This is a genomic window from Salinibacterium sp. UTAS2018 (genome assembly GCF_004118935.1).
Classification (GTDB): domain Bacteria; phylum Actinomycetota; class Actinomycetes; order Actinomycetales; family Microbacteriaceae; genus Rhodoglobus.
In genome coordinates, this window is the sequence record NZ_CP035375.1 from 2,437,757 (window position 1) to 2,458,772 (window position 21,016).

The 21,016-nt window shown below is 61.3% G+C and carries 18 protein-coding genes and 3 tRNA genes; 16 read left to right on the forward strand and 5 right to left on the reverse strand.

What is annotated here, in order from left to right:
• Positions 1-25 precede the first annotated feature (25 nt).
• A complete protein-coding gene (locus tag ESZ53_RS11625; RefSeq protein ID WP_129072977.1) occupies positions 26-850 on the forward strand; it encodes a polyphosphate kinase 2 family protein in 825 nt (274 codons plus the stop codon).
• A 15-nt stretch (positions 851-865) separates the two neighbouring features.
• Here the strand turns inward: ESZ53_RS11625 and ESZ53_RS11630 are convergent, their stop codons facing one another.
• On the reverse strand, positions 866-2,119 hold the full coding sequence (locus ESZ53_RS11630; protein WP_129072978.1) for an isochorismate synthase MenF: 1,254 nt from the start codon (positions 2,117-2,119) through the stop codon (positions 866-868).
• A gap of 143 nt (positions 2,120-2,262) precedes the next feature.
• Here ESZ53_RS11630 and ubiE point away from each other — a divergent pair, with 143 nt between their 5' ends.
• The 3 genes from ubiE to ESZ53_RS11645 are packed head-to-tail and all read left to right on the forward strand — an operon-like array spanning position 2,263 to position 5,565.
• A complete protein-coding gene (ubiE, locus tag ESZ53_RS11635) occupies positions 2,263-3,048 on the forward strand; it encodes a bifunctional demethylmenaquinone methyltransferase/2-methoxy-6-polyprenyl-1,4-benzoquinol methylase UbiE (RefSeq protein WP_129073602.1) in 786 nt (261 codons plus the stop codon).
• A gap of 27 nt (positions 3,049-3,075) precedes the next feature.
• Positions 3,076-4,152, forward strand: a complete 1,077-nt coding sequence (locus tag ESZ53_RS11640; protein ID WP_129072979.1) for a polyprenyl synthetase family protein — start codon at positions 3,076-3,078, stop codon at positions 4,150-4,152.
• Positions 4,153-4,206: 54 nt separating this feature from the next.
• Entirely contained in the window at positions 4,207-5,565 is a 1,359-nt protein-coding gene (locus ESZ53_RS11645) for an FAD-dependent oxidoreductase (RefSeq protein WP_129072980.1), read from the forward strand.
• 13 nt (positions 5,566-5,578) lie between these two features.
• On the opposite strand, the gene cls is transcribed toward ESZ53_RS11645, so the two are convergent.
• From cls to ESZ53_RS11660, 3 genes are read right to left on the reverse strand one after another with little or no spacing between them, the layout of a single operon-like run.
• Positions 5,579-7,054, reverse strand: a complete 1,476-nt coding sequence (gene cls, locus ESZ53_RS11650; RefSeq protein ID WP_129072981.1) for a cardiolipin synthase — start codon at positions 7,052-7,054, stop codon at positions 5,579-5,581.
• 59 nt (positions 7,055-7,113) lie between these two features.
• The gene (locus tag ESZ53_RS11655) at positions 7,114-8,313 is read right to left on the reverse strand and encodes a sodium:proton antiporter (protein WP_129072982.1); all 1,200 of its coding nucleotides are present in this window, start codon (positions 8,311-8,313) and stop codon (positions 7,114-7,116) included.
• A 14-nt stretch (positions 8,314-8,327) separates the two neighbouring features.
• Positions 8,328-8,816 carry a YajQ family cyclic di-GMP-binding protein gene (locus tag ESZ53_RS11660; protein WP_129072983.1) on the reverse strand — a complete coding sequence of 163 codons (489 nt, stop codon included), beginning with the start codon at positions 8,814-8,816 and terminating at the stop codon, positions 8,328-8,330.
• A gap of 134 nt (positions 8,817-8,950) precedes the next feature.
• On the opposite strand from ESZ53_RS11660, the gene ESZ53_RS11665 reads away from it, so the two are divergent.
• Positions 8,951-9,035, forward strand: a tRNA-Tyr gene (locus tag ESZ53_RS11665).
• Positions 9,036-9,090: 55 nt separating this feature from the next.
• The gene (locus ESZ53_RS11670; RefSeq protein ID WP_210403793.1) at positions 9,091-10,224 is read left to right on the forward strand and encodes an ion transporter; all 1,134 of its coding nucleotides are present in this window, start codon (positions 9,091-9,093) and stop codon (positions 10,222-10,224) included.
• A gap of 20 nt (positions 10,225-10,244) precedes the next feature.
• Here the strand turns inward: ESZ53_RS11670 and ESZ53_RS11675 are convergent, their stop codons facing one another.
• Positions 10,245-11,162: a family 16 glycosylhydrolase gene (locus ESZ53_RS11675; protein WP_129072985.1), complete on the reverse strand. Its 918-nt coding sequence runs from the start codon at positions 11,160-11,162 to the stop codon at positions 10,245-10,247.
• Between the two features lie 564 nt (positions 11,163-11,726).
• On the opposite strand from ESZ53_RS11675, the gene ESZ53_RS11680 reads away from it, so the two are divergent.
• The 10 genes from ESZ53_RS11680 (at position 11,727) to araA (ending at position 20,989) form a co-directional block, all read left to right on the forward strand.
• Positions 11,727-13,367 (forward strand): peptidoglycan DD-metalloendopeptidase family protein, encoded by a 1,641-nt coding sequence (locus ESZ53_RS11680; protein ID WP_246837311.1) that lies wholly within the window; start codon positions 11,727-11,729, stop codon positions 13,365-13,367.
• 99 nt (positions 13,368-13,466) lie between these two features.
• Positions 13,467-13,538: transfer RNA gene (locus ESZ53_RS11685), tRNA-Thr, on the forward strand.
• Positions 13,539-13,564: 26 nt separating this feature from the next.
• A tRNA-Met gene (locus ESZ53_RS11690) sits at positions 13,565-13,638 on the forward strand.
• Positions 13,639-13,955: 317 nt separating this feature from the next.
• Positions 13,956-14,654 (forward strand): ThuA domain-containing protein, encoded by a 699-nt coding sequence (locus tag ESZ53_RS11695; protein WP_129072986.1) that lies wholly within the window; start codon positions 13,956-13,958, stop codon positions 14,652-14,654.
• A gap of 70 nt (positions 14,655-14,724) precedes the next feature.
• Positions 14,725-15,072, forward strand: a complete 348-nt coding sequence (locus tag ESZ53_RS11700) for a LysR family transcriptional regulator (protein WP_129072987.1) — start codon at positions 14,725-14,727, stop codon at positions 15,070-15,072.
• A 135-nt stretch (positions 15,073-15,207) separates the two neighbouring features.
• Positions 15,208-15,771, forward strand: a complete 564-nt coding sequence (locus ESZ53_RS11705; RefSeq protein ID WP_129072988.1) for a GNAT family N-acetyltransferase — start codon at positions 15,208-15,210, stop codon at positions 15,769-15,771.
• 134 nt (positions 15,772-15,905) lie between these two features.
• Positions 15,906-16,934, forward strand: coding sequence for a LacI family DNA-binding transcriptional regulator (locus ESZ53_RS11710; RefSeq protein ID WP_129072989.1), 1,029 nt, complete (start codon positions 15,906-15,908; stop codon positions 16,932-16,934).
• A 127-nt stretch (positions 16,935-17,061) separates the two neighbouring features.
• The gene (gene araB, locus ESZ53_RS11715; protein WP_129072990.1) at positions 17,062-18,729 is read left to right on the forward strand and encodes a ribulokinase; all 1,668 of its coding nucleotides are present in this window, start codon (positions 17,062-17,064) and stop codon (positions 18,727-18,729) included.
• Positions 18,726-19,469, forward strand: a complete 744-nt coding sequence (locus ESZ53_RS11720) for an L-ribulose-5-phosphate 4-epimerase (RefSeq protein ID WP_129072991.1) — start codon at positions 18,726-18,728, stop codon at positions 19,467-19,469. Before araB ends, ESZ53_RS11720 begins: the two co-directional genes overlap by 4 nt.
• Positions 19,466-20,989: an L-arabinose isomerase gene (gene araA / locus ESZ53_RS11725; RefSeq protein WP_129072992.1), complete on the forward strand. Its 1,524-nt coding sequence runs from the start codon at positions 19,466-19,468 to the stop codon at positions 20,987-20,989. Before ESZ53_RS11720 ends, araA begins: the two co-directional genes overlap by 4 nt.
• Positions 20,990-21,016 lie beyond the last annotated feature (27 nt).

Below are 21,016 nucleotides of genomic sequence, written 5' to 3' on the forward strand. Positions count from 1 at the left end.
GAGGCCTGCCGAGTAGCCTTGAGGCATGAGCACACTCACGCCTGTCACCGCCGACTTCGAGCTTGCGAGCATCGACCCGTCATCAACTCCTGAGTTCGATGGCGACAAGAAAGATGCCGAAAAGGCCCTCGAGAAGAACGGCGAAAAGCTCGCCGCGCTTCAAGAGCGACTCTTTGCCGAGAGTAAGTTCGGCGGCGAGCGTCGCGTTCTTCTCGTACTGCAGGCTATGGATACGGCGGGCAAGGGCGGCATCCTGCGTCACGTTATCGGCGGTGTAGACCCCCAGGGCGTGCAGATTCACGCGTTCAAGGCGCCCACCGACGAAGAGAAGTCGCATGACTTTCTCTGGCGCATTCGCAAAGAGCTGCCCGAGGCGGGGTTCATCGGTGTCTTCGACCGTTCGCACTACGAGGATGTTCTGATTCACCGCGTGCGCGGTTTCTCGACGCCGGAAACCGTCGAAGAGCGTTACGGCATCATCCAGAAGTTCGAAGAAGAGCTTGTGGCTAACGGAACGGTCATCATCAAGGTGATGCTGCACATCAGTGCCGATGAGCAAAAAGAGCGTCTGCAGGAGCGACTTGACCGGCCTGAAAAGCACTGGAAGTACAACCCCGGAGATGTGGATGAGCGCCTGCTCTGGGCCGAATACCAAGAGGCCTACGAGATTGCCCTGCGCCGCACGACAACCGAAAGTGCGCCCTGGTACGTGATTCCGGCCAACCACAAGTGGTACGCCCGCTGGGCTGTTCAGCAGCTTCTGCTTGATGCTCTCGAGGGAATCGACCCGCAGTGGCCGAGTGCTGATTACGACGTTGAGGCCGAAAAGGTGCGCCTCGCTAACAGCTAACGACGCAGAGGCTCGCTAGCCGAACGCTTCGACAATGGGGCGGAATTTGAGCTCCGTCTCCGCAAGCTCTTTTTTGGCGTCGGAGCCGGCCACAATTCCCGCGCCGGCGTAGGCGGTGATGCGCGCGCCGCTGACCTGGGCACAGCGCAACGCCACGGCCCATTCACCGTTGCCGTTGGCATCCACCCAGCCGACGGGCCCGGCGTAGCGGCCACGGTCGAAGCCCTCAAGTTCGTCAATGAGGCGGATGGCGTCGGGCGTTGGCGTGCCGGCAACGGCAGCCGTGGGGTGCAAGATTCCGATCAGGTCGAGCCCGCTGGAACGCTGGCTCAGTTGCCCCTCAATGTCAGTCGCGAGGTGCCACAGGTTGGGCAACTGCAGCGTGAATGGGGCGGATGCCGCGTTCAGTTCGCTGCAGAGTGGTGCGAGGGCATCCATCACGCTCGCGAGCGCGAGCGCATGTTCTTTCTGATCTTTGGGCGAGTTCATGAGCGTTCCGGCGGCTCGCCCGTCGGAGATGCGGTCGTCGCCGCGCGCGGCACTGCCCGCGAGCACGCGAGCGCTGACGGCGCCATTCTGCACGCGAACGAGCGTCTCGGGGCTCGAGCCGATGAGGCCGTCGACGGCGAACGTGAAGGTGTCCGGGTAGCGGCTGGCGAGTGCGGTGATGGGTAGGCGTAGATCGGCGTCGACCGAAAGTTCGGCGCTCTGATCGCGCGCGATCACGATTTTGGCTGCAGCCCCGCGCGATATTTCGCGCAGCGCGGCCTTCACCGTCTTGGTGAAGTTCTTGGTGCTCATCTCGCCGGGCAGGAAGTCGACGTGCACGAGATCGCCAGCGGGCTCGTGCGGGCCAGTGGGCAGGCCGTCTGAGGTGCCAGGCAATCCGTTTGTTTCTCCGACGGTGATGGTAGTGACCCACTGAATGCCATCGCGGCTGCCGACGACAACGCGCGGAACGATGAGAACGCTCACGGCATCGGAGGAGTCGGCGAACGCAAAGCTGCCAAGTGCCACGAGCCCGGTGCCTGCTCGCTTAACGCTGTCGTGCACAATCGCGGTGCGAGCCAGCTCTGCCCATGCCGCAGCGGCAGCAGTGAAGCGATCTGGGCCGCGGAACTCGAGGCGCAGAAGCTCGCCGATGCCCACGAGGCCTTCTCCATCGCGCACGAAGGCGAGGGGATGCTGCGGAGTGATCCAGTCGAGCAGGCGGTCAACCGACGCTGTGGGGCGCGTGACAACGCTGAGAATCTCGTGGGTGCTAGCCATCGCTCTGTCTCCGATTCTGCCCGTGAACGGACCGCTCTCTAGCCCCTTTGTGCCCCACAAGTATCAGAGTACCTGTCAGTTGCGGCGAAGAAAGTGAGCATCGGCTCTGAGCGCCCTAGACTAAAGGGGTGGGTAAGGCTGACATGAACAAGCGACCGGAAGACGTAGCCGGAATGTTCGACGGTGTCGCAAAACATTACGACCGTACGAACAACGTGCTCTCCGCGGGAAACGCCGTGCTCTGGCGGGCTGCCACGGTGCGTGCTGTAGCTCCGGCAGCGGGGGAGCGCATCCTCGATATCGCCGCGGGCACGGGCACAAGCTCGGCTGCTCTTCACCGTAATGGTGCGCGCGTTGTTGGTCTCGATTTCTCCACCGGCATGGTGGAGCAAGCGCGTAAGCGCCACAAGAAGATCGAGTTCATTCAGGGCGATGCTCAGCAGCTGCCCTTCGGCGATAACGAGTTCGACGCCGTCACGATCAGTTTTGGTCTGCGCAACATTAACGATCCCCGCGCTGCTCTCTCTGAGATGTACCGCGTGCTCAAGCCCGGTGGGCGTCTCGTCATTACTGAATTTTCGAAGCCTCCGGTCGCGATCGTTCGCGCCGGCTACTTCACCTACCTCAACCGCGTGATGCCGATCATCGCTGATCGCTCAAGCTCCAACCCCGAGGCGTACACCTACCTCGCGGAGTCGATTCGTGAGTGGCCTGATCAGGGCGAACTCAGCCAGTGGATCCGGGCTGCCGGCTTCACCCGCGTTGCGTACCGCAACCTCACCGCCGGCATCGTGGCGATGCACCGTGGGCACAAGCCCGCTGACGCCACCGTGCTCGCCTCGGTTGCCAAGCGCAAAGGCAATGCCACTCGTCCGATCAAGACGATCACCAAGGCAAAAACCAACTCAGACACCACACCGAAGCCGTAGCGCTTCGCAAAAGAAACCGGTTGATCAGTGAACCCGAGTGTTCCGCCTGCTCGTCGCAGCAACACCCTGAGCTCTTCGTTGGGGCTGGGAGAAAAGCTCTTTGCCTCGAGCGATGAGCGTCGTTTCGCGACGGCGATTGAAAAGGGCCTCGACGAGGTCGAAGCTGGCTTGCTTTCGCACATGGCCTTTGCCGATGAAATCGCGGATGCCACGAGCCGCTACCTGCTCGAAGCCGGTGGCAAACGCGTGCGGCCCGTACTCGCGCTGCTCACCGCTCAGCTCGGTGACGGCAACAACGCCGATGTGGTTATTGCCGCGCAAGCAATTGAGATCACGCACTTGGCCTCGCTCTACCATGACGACGTGATGGATGAGGCGCAATTGCGTCGCGGTGTCCCGAGCGCTCAAAATGTCTGGGGCAACTCGGTTGCGATCCTCACGGGCGACCTTCTTTTTGCGCGCGCGAGCAAGCTCGTTGCCGGGCTCGGCGAAGAAGCGCTTATGCTGCAGGCCAACACTTTTGAGCGGCTCTGCCTCGGACAATTGCACGAAACTCTCGGCCCGAAGCCGGACGAGAACCCCGTCGAGCATTACCTTCAGGTTTTGGCCGACAAGACGGGTTCGCTGATTGCGACCGCGGCAGAAATTGGAGTGATGTTCTCCAACGCCCCCGCCGAGTACACCAAGCCGGTTCGCGAGTTCGGTGAAAAAGTTGGGGTGGCGTTTCAGCTCATCGACGACGTCATTGACCTCTCAGCCGAGACCGGCAAGACCGGCAAGAAAGCCGGAACGGATCTGCGCAGTGGCGTTGCCACGTTGCCGCTCTTGTACCTGCGTGAACTTGCTCTCGTTGACAGCGACGCGGCCGAGCTGCTGACGCGCATCGAGCGCGACGTCAACGCCAACTTCTACGGCGAAGGCGACGAAGCAGCCATCGATGCTGCCGTTACCGAGCTGCGCGAACATGCCGTGACGAAGAAGACACTAGACGAAGCCCGCCGCTGGGGCCGCGAAGCTGTTGAAGCCCTCGCGCCGCTGCCCAATGGCCCCGTCAAGAAAGCTCTCACGCGTTTCGCTGAAGGCATCGTCGAACGCTCTAACTAGTACGCCCACTCGCCCGCGCCCCGGGCGCACCGAGATGAACGGAAAACACAACCGATGAGCAAGCTACGACTCGCCATTGTTGGTGCCGGCCCCGCCGGAATCTACGCCGCAGACATCCTGCTGAAGGCTGAACGCCAATTCGACGTCTCGATCGACCTCTTCGAGCAGCTTCCCGCGCCGTATGGTCTCGTACGTTACGGCGTTGCCCCCGATCATCCGCGTATCAAGGGCATCGTCAACGCCCTGCGAGACGTGCTCGACACCGGCAACATCCGCCTCTTCGGCAACGTGACGTACGGGCGCGACATCACGCTCGACGACCTCAAGAAGCACTACAACGCGGTCATCTTCTCGACCGGTTCAGTGCGGGATGCTCCGCTTCCGATCCCCGGCATCGACCTGCCCGGCAGCCACGGTGCCGCCGACTTCGTCAGCTGGTACGACGGCCACCCCGACTTTCCGCGCGAGTGGACTCTTGACGCGAAAGAGACCGCCGTCATCGGCAACGGAAACGTCGCGCTCGACGTCGCCAGAATGCTCGCTAAACATGCGGATGACCTGCTGCCGACCGAGATTCCCGCCAACGTCTACGAGGGCCTCAAATCGAGCCCTGTGACCGACGTGCACGTCTTCGGTCGTCGTGGCCCCATGCAGGTGAAGTTCACGCCTCTCGAGCTTCGCGAACTTGGCGAGCTTGACGACGTTGACCTGGTTGTCTACGAAGAAGACTTTGACTACGACGACGCCTCCAAGGCCGCCATCGAGTCGAACAAACAGATCATGGTTCTCGACCGCATCTTCACGAAGTGGCGCGGCCAAGAAAAGGGCACCGCATCACGTCGCCTGCACCTGCACTTCTACGCCGGCCCCGTCGAGGTGCTCGGTACTGATCGTGTTGAGGGCTTCCGTTATGAGCGCACCACGCCAGACGGCCAGGGCGGAGTCGTCGGCACCGGCGAGTTCCGCGAGGTCGAGGTGCAGAGCCTGTATCGCGCTGTTGGCTACTTCGGTTCGCCGCTCGACGGCATCCCGTTCGACGACCACCGCGGTGTCATTCCTAACCGCGAAGGTCAGGTCATCGACGACAACGACGAGCAGGTTCACGGCGTGTACGCGACCGGCTGGATCAAGCGCGGCCCCGTTGGCCTTATCGGCCACACCAAATCTGACGCGATGGAAACCATCAAGCACGTCATGAACGACCAGGCCAACTGGTGGAGCCCCGAGAACCCCGACGAACAGGCCATCGTCGACCTGCTGAAGAGCCGCGACGTGGAGTACACGAACCTGCAGGGGTGGCAGTCGCTGGATGCCCACGAGATCGCTCTTGGCGAGCCGGAAGGCCGTGCGCGTATCAAGCTCGTTGACCGCGACGAGATGATCGCGGCCTCCAAGAGCACCGACTCGGAATAGGGATAGACCGCCGCTACTGAACGGCGGCGGTGAGGCGCGCGAGGTTGTCGAGAACCTTTGAGCGTCGTGGGCGCTTCATCCACTCCTCAAGGGTGAGCTCGCGACTGACGGCCCGGTACTCCGATTCGAGCTCACGCATGTCGGCGATGAATTCGGCACCGCGCACCATCACGGAGATTTCTAGGTTGAGACTGAACGAGCGCATGTCCATGTTGCTCGAGCCGATGACGGCGACCTGGTCATCGATCGTGAAGTGCTTGGCGTGCAGCACGGTGGGTTCGGGGAAGAGCCAGATCTTTACGCCGGCTCGCAGGAGCGTCTCGTAGTAGCTGCGCTGGGCGTGATAGACCAGAGCCTGATCTGCGACCTCCGAGACGAAGAGTTGCACGTCGAGTCCGCTTTGAGCCGCGGTAGTGATGGCGTAGAGCATCGAGTCATCCGGCACAAAATACGGGCTGGTGATGATGACGCGTTGCTGAGCGGCGTAGAGCAGAGAGTTGAACAGCCGAAGGTTGTTCTCGCCCTCGAAACCGGGACCACTCGGTACGACTTGGGCGTCGAGACTCGCGCTGGAGTTGGTCGCCGGCGCGAGCGACCCCTCTCGGACGAGCAACTCGTCGGTTTCGCTGTACCAGTCGGTGATGAAAAGGGCGTTGATTCCGGCAACGATCGGGCCCTCGAAACGAACCATGAGGTCTTTCCACCGAAGCCCGCGCTTGAGGTTGGCGCGTTTGTTGTACGAGGAGTCGACCATGTTCTGCGATCCCGTAAAAGCGACGTTTCCGTCGATGATGAGGATCTTGCGGTGGTTACGCAGGTCGGGGCGCTGGAACTTCCACTTCAGCGGTTGAACCGGCAACATGACGTGCCAGTCGACACCGATTTTTTTCAAATGACGGATCGTGGCGAAATAGCCCGGTGACCGCAGAGACGCGATGTGGTCGAGGAGCACCCGCACCCTCACCCCGCGCTGCACTGCACGCTCGAGGGCATCGAAAAAGGGCCGTGTGGTGGAGTCAACGCTGAGAATGTAGAACTCGACGTGCACAAAACTGGAGGCGTTGTTGACCTCGGCGATCATGGCATCCAACGACTCTTCGTATTCTGAGTGCAGCGTCGCGGTGTTGCCGCCAACCAGAGGCATTGCACCAAGGGTGCGGTTGAGTTCGACGACAGGCTTGAGCCATGTGGGCCACGGTTCATCTTGTGCGACCTGATCCATGCCCTCAGTCGATTCGATGATGAACTGATTGATCTCAGCCTGCTTCTCGCGGCGACGCTTGGGGAGTTTGCGGCTGCCAAATATGAGGAACAGGATGATGCCGAAGTAGGGGATGAAGAAGATAGCGAGCAACCAGGCCATGGCGGTCTGCGGTCGGTGATTGCGCGGAACGTAGATGATCGAGAGCACTCGAATCATAAAGTCGATGACGACAAGAACAGCAGCGAGAACCGCTGTAAAACTGAAGTCAATGCTGCCCAAGTCCATGGGCGAAGTCTAGCGAGTTCACGAGCGATAAGAGCCGTGACGACCACGCTGGCGAACGACTACCAGCGTGGAGGCGGCCCCTGCCATGCCGGGGTCTCTTGGGCTTCGCTGAACGATCGAGCGACCACGACATCCGTGGAGGAATGAGCGATGATCGACAGCGCGATAGTGAGAGCCACAATGTGGAAGATGAGGTCGCCAGCGGGGATACCCGCGGAGACGACCACGAGAACGTATACGACCGAAGCGAAACCCTTCGGGCCGAACCACATCGCGGCGACCTGTTCTCGCATCGAGAGCCCGGAACCGAGGAACGAGACGTAGAGCGCGATAGGGCGCGCGGCGATGAGAGCGAGGATGGCGAAGGCCCAGCCGGTCCAGGCGATTTCGCCCAAAAACTTGAAGGACAGAAGCGCGCCGAAGATCATGAGCGCCAAAAGTTTGAGCAGCTCGGAGACGATTTCGCCGAACTCTTCGAAGGCCTCGCGCTCTTTCTGGCCCACCGTGGCGACGGTCACTCCGGCGGCAAATGCGGCGAGGAAGAGATTGGCGTGGGTGTAGCTCGACAGCGCGAATACGAGCAGGCCAATCGCGATCGGAACGATGGGCTCAAAGACTCCGGCTGCCGCGAAGAGCCGCGTATGAAGCGCCTTGATCACGATCCACGGCACTGCGATGCCGATAGCGGTACCGGCCAGCAGCTCAAGGCCCAGCTCGCCGAGATGCAGCTCTTCTGATCCTGAACTGACCGCTAAGAAGACCACCACGAACGGTAACGCCAAACCGTCGTTGACGCCTGACTCCACGTTGAGCAATTGGCGCAACCGCTCCGGAACTCGCTTGTTGCCCACGAGTGCCGCAGCAAAAACCGGGTCTGTTGGCGCCAAGATGGCGCCGATCAGCAGCGACTCCGCCCAGCCGAGGCCTAAGAGGAAGTGCGCGAGCACCGCAGTAATAGCAAGAGTGAGCGGTAAGCCCCACCCGAGCGCGCGACCAGGAAGACGCCAGGCCTTGCGTAAGTCAGCCCAGCCCATTTTCATGCCGTCGGTGAACAGTACGACGAAGAGAGCAATCTCGGCGATCGTTGAAACCTCGGTTGACGAGGAATCGAACTGCAGGATGCCCGTGGTCTCCGAGCCGATCACGAAACCGACCACCAAGAACAACACGGCGGCCGACAACACCGTGCGCCCCGCGAGAGCGGAGAACAAGACAGCGACCAATAGGGTCGCTGCAAAAATCAGCAGGAAGAGATCCATGCTGGGGGGAGTTGTTAGCGGAAGTTCACGAACTGGAGAGCGACTTCGATGTCTTTGCCCTTCAGCAGTGCCATCGTGGCCTGAAGGTCATCGCGGCTCTTGGACTGCACACGCAGCTCGTCGCCCTGAATCTGCGACTTCACGCCCTTCGGCGCCTCATCACGGATGATCTTAGAAATCTTTTTCGCGTCTTCAGAGGAGATGCCGTTCTTCAGGCTGATCTCGATGCGGTATTCCTTGCCGCTGGGGAAGGGCTCGCCGGCGTCGAGGCTGCGCAGCGAGATGCCACGCTTGATGAACTTGGCTTCAAGCACCTCGAGAACGGCTTTGACCCGCTCTTCGGCGCTCGCCTTAAGGAGGAGGCTCTCGCCGGTCCACTCGACCGAGGCGCCAACGCCCTTGAAGTCGTAGCGCTGAGCAAGCTCCTTTTGCGCCTGGTTGACGGCGTTTTCCGCCTCCATTTGGTCAACTTTGCTCACAATGTCAAACGAAGAATCAGCCATAATCCCATGTTACCCGGGCAGAGCCCAGAACTCCCACAGACGAGTTTCGGGGAAGTGGTCACGCGTGGCTCGGTTTCCTTGTATTCTGGTTCAGCGCGTTCGGTCAGATGAATACATGTGGCCGAAGGCGTCTTGGCGAGTTACCCAAGTGGCCAAAGGGATCTGACTGTAAATCAGACTGCATCGCATTCGAGGGTTCGAATCCCCCACTCGCCACCACTTATTCGAAAGGCCCTGTGCGCACAGCACGGGGCCTTTCGTGAATAATGGGCGCGTGAATCTAACCGCTTCTCCCGAGAGCCCATCGTTTCGTCGTCGACTAACCCAGTTTGTTGACTCATCACTCGTTCAGAACTTCGTTCTCGCCGTCATCGTGGTCAATGCCGTCATCATCGCTCTGATGACCGCGGCAGAAGAGGGCACGACGACCTACGAGGTTCTCCACTCTCTCGACTCGATTGCCCTCGTGGTCTTCGTCATTGAGCTCGTTCTCAAGCTTGTTGCCTACGGCCCCAAGCGTTTCTTCACCGATGGGTGGTCTGTTTTTGACCTCATCGTTGTGGGGATTGCGCTTGTGCCCAGTGCTGGACCACTTTCGGTTCTTCGTGCGCTCCGAGTGCTGCGTATTTTGAGAGTCATCAAGTTCATGCCGCAGGTGCGGATGGTTGTTGAGGCGCTCATCCGCTCGTTCCCGGGCATCGGTGCAATCGCCCTGCTGATGTCTCTCGTCTTCTTCGTGGCATCCGTTATGTCGACCGAACTCTTCGGCGATCAGTTTCCGGAGTGGTTCGGCAGCATCGGAAAGTCGACGTATTCGCTGTTTCAGATCATGACCCTCGAGAGTTGGTCGATGGGGATCGTGCGCCCGATCATGGAAGTGATGCCGTTGGCGTGGCTGTTCTTCGTGCCGTTCATCCTGATCGCCGCGTTCATCACCCTGAACCTGTTTATTGCCGTCATCGTGGACACGATGTCGTCGCTGCGCGTCGAGCGCGAAGAGGCAGATCACGCGGAACAGGAACGACTCGCTCCTTCAGTGCAGCTCGAACTGAGCGACGACGAGCAATCGCTGCTCTCCGTTGGGCTCAGTCGACTACTCGCGCCAGCAGCGGCCCAACCAGACCTGCTGCGGATGTGGGGCGTCGACACTGCCGACGCATTGCACGATGATATTCAGCGCCTTCAGATCGCCCTTGCCGCTGGCGGTGAGCACTCCCCGGCGGATTGGGCTCGCATTGTGTTCGCGGCAGACTTAGCGCTGATGCGGAGCCAACCCGGCGGTGCGACTAGCGACGAGCTGGCTTCGAGCGACGCGAAAGCCCTAGCGATCTCACGCTCCCTTCGGGCGCGACTCGATGCGCATGAGGGAATGTCCGCCGGCGCAGCCGTCGTCACCGTTGAGGCGTGATCTCTCCCGCGGTGAAAGCCTCAGGCTGAGAGTTCGTACGCCCGGATGTAATCGAGACGGTATTCCTGCGGCTGCGTGATGTCGTCGGAGAGGTCGCCTCCAAAGTCCCCTCCGACTGCAAGATTGACGAGGAGGAAGAAGGGCTGATCGAAGACCCAGGAGTTTGGTGCCACGTCAGCCGGCACAGCCTCGTGGTAGACGGTGCCATCGACTTCCCACACGATTCGCCCGGGGGACCACTCCACCGCGACCTCGTGCCACTCGTCGGCAACCGGGGTGCCGAGGCCGAGGACGCCACCGAACGACTGTTCGCCGGAATAACCGGGGCCATGAATCGTGCCGAAAATCTGGGTCGGTGAATTTCCCACGAACTCCATCACGTCGATCTCGCCCGCCTCTGGCCAATCGACCTCGGAGAGGTCTTCGCCGAGCATCCAGAACGCCGGCCACACACCGCCTGCTCCAGGAACCTGGATGCGCGCTTCCACCCGCCCGAACTCCACCGTCACCTTGTCGGCCGAGATGAGACGAGCCGAGGTGAAGGAGCACGGTCCGTACCAGCACGACTGGTCTGACGCGAGCGGATCGAGAGCCCGAGCGGTGATCACGAGATTGCCCGTTCCATCGAGCGCGGCATTCGCTACGCCCTCCGTGTAGAACTGCAACTCATTGTTGCCCCAGCCTTCGCCTCCGACCTCGTTAGTCCAGTTGTCGGGGTTGGGCGCCGAACCTGCCGGTCCATCAAACTCGTCACTCCACACTAGGGAGCGACCCGGTAGCTGGGGATCGGGCGGCGGCGACGCGAGGTCATTGGGCTCGTCACTTGCTACGGGTGGCCCGCTGGCAGAATCGCCAATCTGGGAAACCAGCAGCACGCTGAGAAGCAACGCGACGGCGAGCAGTGTGATGGCGAGCGGGGTGACTCGTTTTCTGTTCATCTTGCACCTTTAGTGGCGACCACATCCAGATCGAGCGACGTGTGTACCGGCCGGAGAGGCCGGGGCCCTGTTCTCCCCACCGAAGCGACCTCGAATGGAGTGCCATCGTACAGGCGCGGGCGGAACGTGGCGCGAGCGAACTGACCGGAGTTGAGGGTGAACCAGAGTCCACCTCAATAAACAGTCGCTGCCGGTTGCGCACGAAGTAGACCTCTCCGGAGCGCTCATCGCCACGGGATTCGCCTCCCTGCAGGGATTGCGCGTAGATGCGGCAAAAGAAAAGGACTTTATCCTCGCTGCGGAACCAGCCGTTGCCCAGAAACTTGAGGCAGTGTTGAAGCAGTTGCTAGCCTGAGTAGACCACTTTATAAAGGTCTGGCAACTAGACCACTTGCGCGCTAGCCTTTATGAATCTGTTACCCGCGCGCAACCCGTACGTGCGTGGGTCAATTACCCGAGTTTTGCATTCACACCTAGCAGGTGAATCGCGTGGAGGAGAAGAATGTCGCTGATGAGCGCGCATGCCCCAGTGGCCTTCTCTTCCCGCCACCACGAGCTCGTTCTATGAGCCGGGACGCCGCGCCCTCCCACAACCCGGGAACCGAAGCGAATCCGCCGCTGACGCGCAAAGAAATGCGCGAGCGTGAACGCGAAGCTCAACAATCAGCTAACCAGCGAAGCAGCGCGAAGCGCCCGGCGAAGACGCCAGTGGTTCCCGTGCTCGCTGATTTGTTCAGTCCGCACTCGCAGCCTGCTCCCGAAGAGCAGCAGCGGCAGCCCGCAGCAGTCGAACCGCGACCAGTAGTCGCTGTCGTTCTGCCCTCAGCTGTCGAGACGGCCCCCGAGAGTGTCGAATCTCAGGCGGCAGCGGCAGCGTCCGAGCCATTTGCGGTGGCGGTTCCGGAAATCGTGACAGCGACAGTGGATCGCCCCGTTTCGGTTGAGAGCGCGGTCGCATTGCCGAGCCGTCGTTCGATGCGCACCAAGGCTGCTGCTGTGGCCTCCGTGCCCGCAATTCCCACGCCGGCTTTTCCGGCGCCCGCCAGCAGCGTTGTCGTGAGCCCGGCGCCTGTCTCGGTCGCACCGCCGGTGGTGGCGCCTGGCGCGCCGACGGTATCTGAGCGACTGTTCACTGCTCCGATCTCTACCGTGCACGCCCCGGCCGCAGCGACAGCCGCCGTCGACCCAGCACCTTCCGAGCCTCAGAGCATTGGGGCTGACGCGCCTTTCGACATCTTTGGCTTGACGCCCAGCACGGTTACTTCGACATCCGACGCCTCCGTGGAGACTCTAGAGTCGAACGCGGCGCTCGCGGTGGCCCCGACAAGCCGCAAGCGTTCGCGGCCGGCCAAGGCAGCCCAGAGTGGTCGTGCACCGAAGCAGGCGACCGCGGCTACTGCACCTCGCTCACGCAAGGCGACAAACTCCGCGGTCAAATCGAAGCGTGTGTGGGTTTCCCGCAAGGCATTAGCGCCGAGCAACACCTCCGGTTCGAGCAGCAAGCGTTCGGCGTCGAAGGCGCTCTCATTTGTCGCGATGCTGTTCGCATTCCCGATTCTCGTCGGTGTCTCGGTGCCGTCAAACATATTCATGGATGCGGATTCAGCCACGATCGCCGCCGGCGCCCCGGTCGCTGACGTTGCGGCCCTCAGCGCGAACGCGCGTGCCAGCCAGTCCCTGGCGGTCTCCGACGATGTTGCGGGTGAGGTCGCTGCGCATGACGACATCAAGGTGATCTCGTACGCAGAAGTACTGGCGCTCAAATATGCCGGAATCGATTACGAGTACAGCGCGACGAGCGGCGATGTTCGCTGGCCGTTCCCCTACTCCGTACCGATCACCGATGGTTTCGGCGACCGCGTCGGTGGCTTCCACAAGGGAACTGACTTCGCGGCAGCATCCGGAACACCGATCTACGCGATCGCTGACGGCACCGTAGATCTCATTCAGGCGGACTGGTCGGGCTACGGATATCACGCCGTCATTAGCCACACGATCAACGGCCAGCAGGTCACGAGCCTCTACGCTCACATGATCACGGACTCCAGCCCCGTCGTCGTAGGGCAGCAAGTTAAGGCGGGTGACTTCCTCGGTCTCGTCGGCGAAACCGGCATCGCCTATGGTGCCCATCTGCACTTTGAAGTGCACCTCGATGACGTTCCCGTCGACCCCTACGCCTGGCTTACAGCAAATGCTGTTGACTAATCTTTGCCAACGGCCATTTTTGGGCCAAAAGCGTAAGGAGAGGCCCCCAGCGGGTGCTATTCTCTTACGGTGCCAATCGCGCGTTTAGCGCTTTTGTGTGCCCCCTTAGCTCATTGGTAGAGCACTTCCTTGGTAAGGAAGAGGTAATGGGTCCGATTCCCATAGGGGGCTCGCTCATCCGAATTTTTGGATGATGTGGCTGAGTAGCTCAGTTGGTGAGAGCGCACGACTCATAATCGTGAGGTCGCGGGTTCGAATCCCGCCTCAGCTACCGTTTGTTGTTCCCGGGATCTATGAGTCCCCTTGTTGTTTCCAGCGTTCGCTTCCGCGAGTTGTGACCGTCGCGCATCGCCTTCGCCTTCGCCTTCGCCTTCGCTCAGCGCCGGGCGGGTTCTTCGATGTCGGGCACCGCGAAAGCGAAAATACTTCTCTTATGATGGGTGGTGGCGCCACCACCACCACAGTTCCGGGCGTATTCGCGACAGTCGTGGGGGTAAAAATCGCCGTTGATCTTCATCACACCAACGTTCGGTCGCTCCGATTTGGGGTCGCTGGCGCTGACGACGCGCAGTTCCCAAGGAGTTTCCGATGAGCAACCCGAAGAATGCACTCGTGGTGCGCGGGGGATGGCCCGGGCATCACCCCGTCGCCACCACCGACGCATTCATCCCCTTCCTTGAATCGCAGGGATTTGCCGTGCGCGTCGAAGAATCGTCTGCGATCTACGCCGACGAAGCCGCGATGAGTGATATCGACCTCATCGTTCAGTGTGTGTCGATGGCGACAATCGAACGTGAAGAATTCGACGGATTAGATGCTGCTGTTCGGCGCGGAGTTGGGCTTGCCGGCTGGCACGGGGGAATCGTCGATTCGTATCGCAATACACCGGAGTATCCGCAACTTATTGGGGGATACTTCGCCACGCATCCGCCGAAGCCGCACCATGACCGCATGGGGGATGGCAGCGACTATATGGTTCCCCACCGCATAGAGGTCACTCCCGCGGGAAAGGAGCATCCCATCACCAGCGGTATCGGTGCGTTCGATCTCGACACTGAGCAGTATTGGGTGCTTACGGACAACTACAACACTGTGCTCGCTACGACGACGCATGCGAGTAAACCGGGAGATCCTTGGGGTTCGCCGGTGACATGCCCCGCGGTGTGGACGCGGCAGTGGGGCAAGGGGCGCGTGTTTGTCGCGACGCCAGGCCACGACCCCGACGTCTTGGCGATGTCGCCCGTGCGCACCATGGTCGAGCGGGGCCTGCTGTGGGCCAGCCGTTAGACGCCATTGGTAGGGGCCACGCGCTGCCCTCGCGAGAAATTGCGCACGCTCATCGCCTACGCTGAAGCCAATGGACCATTTGCTGCTCAAACAGTTTGTCGCCGCCGGGCACCAACTGCATTTCGCCCACGCGGCACGCTCGTTGGGGGTTCCGCGGTCGAACCTTGTTGCGGCGATCAGGTCACTCGAAGAGCAACTGGGTTACCCGCTGTTCGATACCTCCGCGACGACGACGCAGCTAACCCCTGAGGGCGAAGCGTTTCTGATCGACGCCGACCGTCAACTTGATAAGTCTGCGAAGGCCGCCGCCGCATCCGTGGCAAAGCCGGGCGGAAAAGCCAAAGCCTCGAAAGGTAAGGGGCGCGCGCCTTCGGTCAAAGGAAAGTCGAAGCCGGGCTTTCGACGCCAAGCGCGTTAGGCACCAGTGCCGGCGTAATTAACCTGCTTTTTACAAGGCTGGAATCTCAGGACCCCCACCGTGTCAGTGGCTCTGCCAAGCTTCAATGAACACGACGAGTAAGGCGCTCGCCGCACGCCCCGATTCGGCAGGTTCATGTCCACGGTTGATCGCAGAGCAACGCTCGAATCGCCCCTGCGGGTGCCGGTCATCCGGACCCCGCGCGTATCGCTTCGACCGCACCGGATGTCGGATGCTGCGCGATGGCACGAGATTCAGTCCAGCCCGCAGGTGAGTCAGTACACGGCGTGGCCGCAGCGCAGCCGCCGGTCCTCGCTGCGACAACTGACGCGTCGAACACGGCAGACTTCTATCCGTCGAGTGGACGACGTGCTGGCGCTGGCCATCGAATTCGAGGGTGAGCTGGTCGGAGAAATCAGCCTGCAGTTACGATCCTTGACCGCCTCAACTCGTTGCCTCGAAGTGAGTTGGATCGTGCATCCGCAATTCCAAGGTCAAGGAATCGCGTACGAAGCGATGCGGCCGCTTTTCGCCTACGTGCGGGCGAACATTGAAGCTCTGTTGTTGGTCGCCGTCGTACACCCGGAGAATGCGGCGTCAGTAAAGCTGGCGCACAAACTGAAGTTGCACCCGCTGCCGGGTACCGCCGATCGCACCGTTTTCGTGGGGCGGAATGGGCCGCTGGCAGCGTTGTTCTGACGGAGGAACGGCGCCGGCTGCAGGTGGCTTAGGCGTGCTTGAACACGTAGCGGGGCTGGTCGACGGTGCCGCACGGTTCGTGGCTGCGGGGCATAATGGGGGCAGCGCTCAGTGGTTGCGCGCGGATGGCGGTCATGGAATCAGGTAGCGGGGTGCAATCGGCGAAGCTTCGTGCTCCGAACATACGAGACGTCGCTCGCCGCGCTGGAGTGTCGTACCAGACGGTCTCGCGGGTGCTTAATGACAGCCCCAACATCCGCGATTCCACACGGGATCGTGTGCGCGAGGCCATAAATGAACTGGGCTACCGCCCCAATCAGGCGGCGCGCACTCTGGTCACCAGCCGCACGCGCACCATCGGTGTGCTCGCGCAGCAGTCGAGCCACTTCGGCCCGGCGACTACGATTCAGGCGATCGAGCTCGCAGCACGGGAGGCGAGTTATCGCCTCAGCATCACCAATGTTGCATCTAATGACCGCCACGCGATCAAGGCTGGCCTCGACTATTTGATGAGTCAGTCGGTCGAAGCGATCGTCTTCGTGACGCCGCAAGGGCGAGCGTTGGATGCGGTGCGCGAGTTGTCAGTCTCGGTGCCGTTCGTGGCGCTACACGCCAATCAAGTCGACCAGAGTCGGCACAGCATGTCGGTCGACCAGCAGGCGGGCGCTCGCCTCGCCACGCGACACCTGATCGATCTCGGTCACACCGAGATCATGCACTTGTCCGGGCCCCGGGACTGGCTCGAGGCAGAAGCGCGCGTGCAGGGATTTCTCGACGAAATTAATGAAGCCGGGCTCAAGGCGCGGGCGCCCGTTCTGGGCGACTGGAGTTCCAGCTTCGGGTATTACGCGGGCCTCGAACTGCTGCGATCGCGCGACTTCACGGCGCTGTTCGCCAGCAATGACCAAATGGCGTTGGGCTTCATGCACGCCTGTCGTGAGCTGGGGCTGAGTATCCCCGACGATATGAGCGTCGTGGGCTTCGATGACATCCCCGAAGCGGCCCACTTCTTTCCGCCGCTGACCACAGTGCGGCAGAACCTTCCGGAAATCGGCCGTCGCGCCATCTCCGTACTGTTGGCGGGCCTGCGCGGTGAAAATCCTGGTGACGACGGCATTGTTCTTCCGGAGTTAATCGTGCGCGAATCGACCGCGACGCTCTAGTCCGCGGCGTGGCTGTCGGATGATGATCTGCTGCCCTTGACGGATGTGACCGTTTCGCATGTAACATAGTGACCACAATGTGAACGGTCACATTCACTGAACTGCACCCTAGACAACGGAGTCCGACGTGAGTTTTTCCCCGAGCGACCAATTCGTGATTGGTGTCGACTTCGGCACGCTGTCGGGTCGTGCCGTCGTAGTCCGCGTTTCCGATGGAGCCGAACTCGGCGCGGGCGTTCATGACTACTCCCACGCGGTTATGGACTCCACCTTGGCCAGTTCAGGCCAAGCGCTGCCGCCGGAGTGGGCGCTGCAGGTGCCTTCAGACTATGTGGACGTACTCAAACATGCCGTTCCCGCGGCGCTCACAGCATCCGGCGTCGACCCAGCGCAGGTCATCGGAATTGCAACAGATTTCACCGCCTGCACCATGATCCCGACTCTGGCAGACGGTACTCCGCTCAATGAGCTTCTCGAGTTTGTGGACCGCCCCCACGCCTACGTCAAACTGTGGAAGCACCATGCCGCGCAGCCGCACGCTGACCGCATCAACGAGCTTGCGGCCGCACGGAATGAACCGTGGTTGTCTCGCTACGGTGGGCTCATCTCGAGCGAGTGGGAATTCGCTAAAGGACTGCAACTGCTCGAAGAGGATCCCGAACTGTACGAACTCATGGACCACTGGGTCGAAGCCGCCGACTGGATCGTCTGGCAGCTCTCCGGCCGCTACGTTCGTAACGCCTGCACCGCCGGGTATAAGGGCATCCTCCAGGACGGCGAGTACCCCAGTCGGGAATTCCTTGCCGCATTGAATCCCGCCTTCGCAAGCTTCGCTGATGACAAAGTGAGTCACGCTCTTGGCCAGTTAGGTGATGCTGCGGGCACGCTCACGGCGCAAGCAGCGTCTTGGACGGGACTGCCCGAGGGAATCGCCGTCGCTGTGGGAAACGTCGACGCGCACGTGACCGCTCCTGCTGCTGGGGCGACGCGACCGGGTCAGATGGTCGCGATTATGGGCACCTCCACGTGCCACGTCATGAACTCGGATGTTTTGACCGACGTTCCAGGGATGTGTGGAGTCGTCGAGGGCGGTATCGTCTCGGGCCTGTATGGCTACGAAGCAGGACAGTCGGGGGTGGGCGATATCTTCGCCTGGTACGTCGAGAATCAGGTGCCATCTCGCTACTTCGACGCCGCCGCTGAGGTTGGCGTGAGCATCCACGAACACCTCACCAGCCTGATCGCCGGTCAACCGGTTGGCGGCCACGGATTGGTAGCGCTCGACTGGCACGGCGGCAACCGCTCGGTGCTTGTCGACGCGGAGCTCAGCGGCGTAGTGTTTGGCGCCACCCTCGCGACCCGCGCCGAAGAGGTGTACCGCGCATTGTTCGAAGCGACGGCGTTCGGCACCCGCACGATTGTCGAAACCTTTAACGCACACGGCGTACCAGTGACCGATTTCATCGTCGCCGGAGGGCTGTTGCGCAACCCCGTGCTCATGCAAATCTACAGCGACGTGCTGCGAATGCCCATCTCCACGATCGCGAGTGAGCAAGGTCCGGCGCTCGGCTCCGCGATTCACGCAGCCGTGGCTGCCGGGGCCTACGACACCGTCGTGGCCGCGGGCGAAGCCATGGGCAAAGTTCAGAAGGCGACGTATGTGCCGGATGCGGCATCCGCTGACGCCTACGACGCACTTTTCGCAGAGTACCGCACTCTGCACGACTACTTTGGCCGCGGCGGCAATGATGTCATGCGCCGGCTCAAAAACATTCGTCGGGAGGCCCTCGCATGATCGCATACAGCCCAGAAGTTCAGGTCGCCATTGCGCGTATTCGCGATGAAGTTGCCGCACTTCACGCCGAACTTACCCGTTACGGTCTTGTCGTGTGGACCGGCGGTAACGTCTCAGCACGTGTGCCTGGAGCTGACCTGTTCGTGATCAAGCCGAGCGGGGTCTCGTACGACGACCTAGCGCCAGAGAACATGATTCTGTGCGATCTCGACGGTGCGGTGATCCGAGATACTCCGGGATCAGATCGTGCTCCCTCGAGCGACACAGCGGCCCACGCCTACATCTATCGCGCCATGCCCGAGGTCGGGGGAGTCGTGCACACCCACTCCACCTATGCCACCGCATGGGCGGCACGAGGCGAAGCTATCCCTTGCGTTATCACGGCGATGGCGGATGAATTCGGTGGTGAAATTCCTATCGGTCCTTTCGCGATAATCGGTGACGATTCGATCGGCCGCGGAGTTGTCGAGACGCTCACCGGCCACCGTTCGCGAGCTGTTCTGATGCAAAACCATGGCCCTTTCTCGATCGGTAAGAATGCTCGCGATGCTGTGAAGGCCGCAGCGATGGTCGAGGATGTCGCGCGCACCGTTCACATCGCGCGACAGGGCGGAGCTCTGGTGCCGATTGCTCAAAGCGCTATCGACTCGCTCTTCGACCGCTATCAGAACGTGTACGGACAAGCTCCCCAAGGAGCACTAGTCGACAGCACCTCCGACGGAAAGGCACCCTCACTGTGAGCAACCGCAGCATCACCCCCAACCTTGCGAGCTACGAAGTGTGGTTTCTCACGGGAAGCCAAGAGCTGTATGGCGAAGAGACTCTTCAGCAGGTCGCCGAGCAGAGCCGCGCTGTGGCCGATGCCTTGAGTGCCGCCGCGAACGTACCCGTTACGATCGTGTGGAAGCCGGTCTTGAAGGGCTCGGACGCCATCCGCCGCACCGCTCTTGAGATCAATGCTGCCGATAACGTGATTGGCGTTATCGCGTGGATGCATACCTTCAGCCCCGCCAAGATGTGGATCGCGGGCCTCGACGCGCTGCGCAAGCCGCTGCTGCACCTTCACACTCAAGCCAATGTCGAGCTACCCTGGGCCGATATTGATTTCGACTTCATGAACCTCAACCAAGCGGCGCACGGCGATCGCGAGTTTGGCTACATCCAGTCGCGTCTCGGCGTCGCGCGCAAAACCGTTGTGGGCCACGTCTCCAATCCGGCGGTGCTTGCCAGCATTGCGACCTGGTCGCGCGCCGCGGCAGGTTGGGCCGCCAGCCGTTCGCTCAAGCTCGCACGCTTCGGAGACAACATGCGTTTTGTCGCCGTAACGGAGGGTGACAAGACCGAGGCAGAATTGCGCTTCGGTGTGCAGGTCAACACCTGGGGCGTCAATGAACTCGCGGATGCCGTTGCTGCAGTAGCGGAAGCAGACATCGACGATCTCGTCGCGGAATACGAAGCGAGCTACGAGGTGGCGGCTGAACTGCGTGTTTCTGGCGAACGCCATCAGTCGCTGCGCGACGGTGCAGCGATCGAACTCGGTCTGCGCTCCTTCCTCGAAGCTGGCGGATTCTCGGCCTTCACCACTAGTTTCGAAGATCTTGGCCAGCTCAAGCAACTGCCCGGGCTCGCGGTACAGCGTTTGATGGCGGATGGTTATGGGTTCGGCGCCGAGGGCGATTGGAAAACTGCCATCCTCGTGCGCGTCGCCAATGTCATGGGCGCAGGGCTCCCCGGCGGCGCGAGCCTCATGGAGGACTACACCTATCACCTCACTCCGGGCGAAGAGAAAGTTCTCGGTGCTCACATGCTCGAAGTCAGTCCGAGTCTCACTACTTCCAAGCCGAGTCTCGAAATTCACCCGCTCGGAATCGGCGGCAAAGACGACCCCGTTCGTCTTGTATTCACGGCTGACAGTGGCCCCGCCGTGGTAGTTGCACTCAGCGACATGCGCGATCGTTTCCGTCTCGTCGCGAACGTCGTGGAAAACGTTCCGCTGGATGCCCCCATGCCGAACCTTCCGGTCGGTAGGGCCGTGTGGAAGCCTGCGCCCGACTTTGCAACCTCGGCGGCGGCCTGGCTGATTGCGGGCGCTGCACATCACACAGTGATGTCCACAGCGGTTGACATCGAGGTTTTCCGCGACTGGGCCGAAATGTCGGGAACGGAGCTTCTCGTCATTGATGAAAGCACGACGATCCGCGAGTTCCAGAAAGAAGTTCGCTGGAATGCGGCCTACTACCGGCTGGCACAGGGGCTGTAAGTCGACGTAGCTAAACCGATCTGGATA

Coding starts and splice junctions, on each gene's coding strand:
- ESZ53_RS11705 (WP_129072988.1), top strand. CDS start 15,208: ATGTCCACGGTTGATCGCAGAGCAACGCTCGAATCGCCCCTGCGGGTG.
- ESZ53_RS11680 (WP_246837311.1), top strand. CDS start 11,727: ATGAGCCGGGACGCCGCGCCCTCCCACAACCCGGGAACCGAAGCGAAT.
- ESZ53_RS11655 (WP_129072982.1), bottom strand. CDS start 8,313: ATGGATCTCTTCCTGCTGATTTTTGCAGCGACCCTATTGGTCGCTGTC.
- cls (WP_129072981.1), bottom strand. CDS start 7,054: ATGGACTTGGGCAGCATTGACTTCAGTTTTACAGCGGTTCTCGCTGCT.
- ESZ53_RS11630 (WP_129072978.1), bottom strand. CDS start 2,119: ATGGCTAGCACCCACGAGATTCTCAGCGTTGTCACGCGCCCCACAGCG.
- ESZ53_RS11695 (WP_129072986.1), top strand. CDS start 13,956: ATGAGCAACCCGAAGAATGCACTCGTGGTGCGCGGGGGATGGCCCGGG.
- ESZ53_RS11675 (WP_129072985.1), bottom strand. CDS start 11,162: ATGAACAGAAAACGAGTCACCCCGCTCGCCATCACACTGCTCGCCGTC.
- ESZ53_RS11720 (WP_129072991.1), top strand. CDS start 18,726: ATGATCGCATACAGCCCAGAAGTTCAGGTCGCCATTGCGCGTATTCGC.
- ESZ53_RS11700 (WP_129072987.1), top strand. CDS start 14,725: ATGGACCATTTGCTGCTCAAACAGTTTGTCGCCGCCGGGCACCAACTG.
- ESZ53_RS11660 (WP_129072983.1), bottom strand. CDS start 8,816: ATGGCTGATTCTTCGTTTGACATTGTGAGCAAAGTTGACCAAATGGAG.
- ESZ53_RS11625 (WP_129072977.1), top strand. CDS start 26: ATGAGCACACTCACGCCTGTCACCGCCGACTTCGAGCTTGCGAGCATC.
- ESZ53_RS11645 (WP_129072980.1), top strand. CDS start 4,207: ATGAGCAAGCTACGACTCGCCATTGTTGGTGCCGGCCCCGCCGGAATC.
- ESZ53_RS11710 (WP_129072989.1), top strand. CDS start 15,906: ATGGAATCAGGTAGCGGGGTGCAATCGGCGAAGCTTCGTGCTCCGAAC.
- ubiE (WP_129073602.1), top strand. CDS start 2,263: ATGAACAAGCGACCGGAAGACGTAGCCGGAATGTTCGACGGTGTCGCA.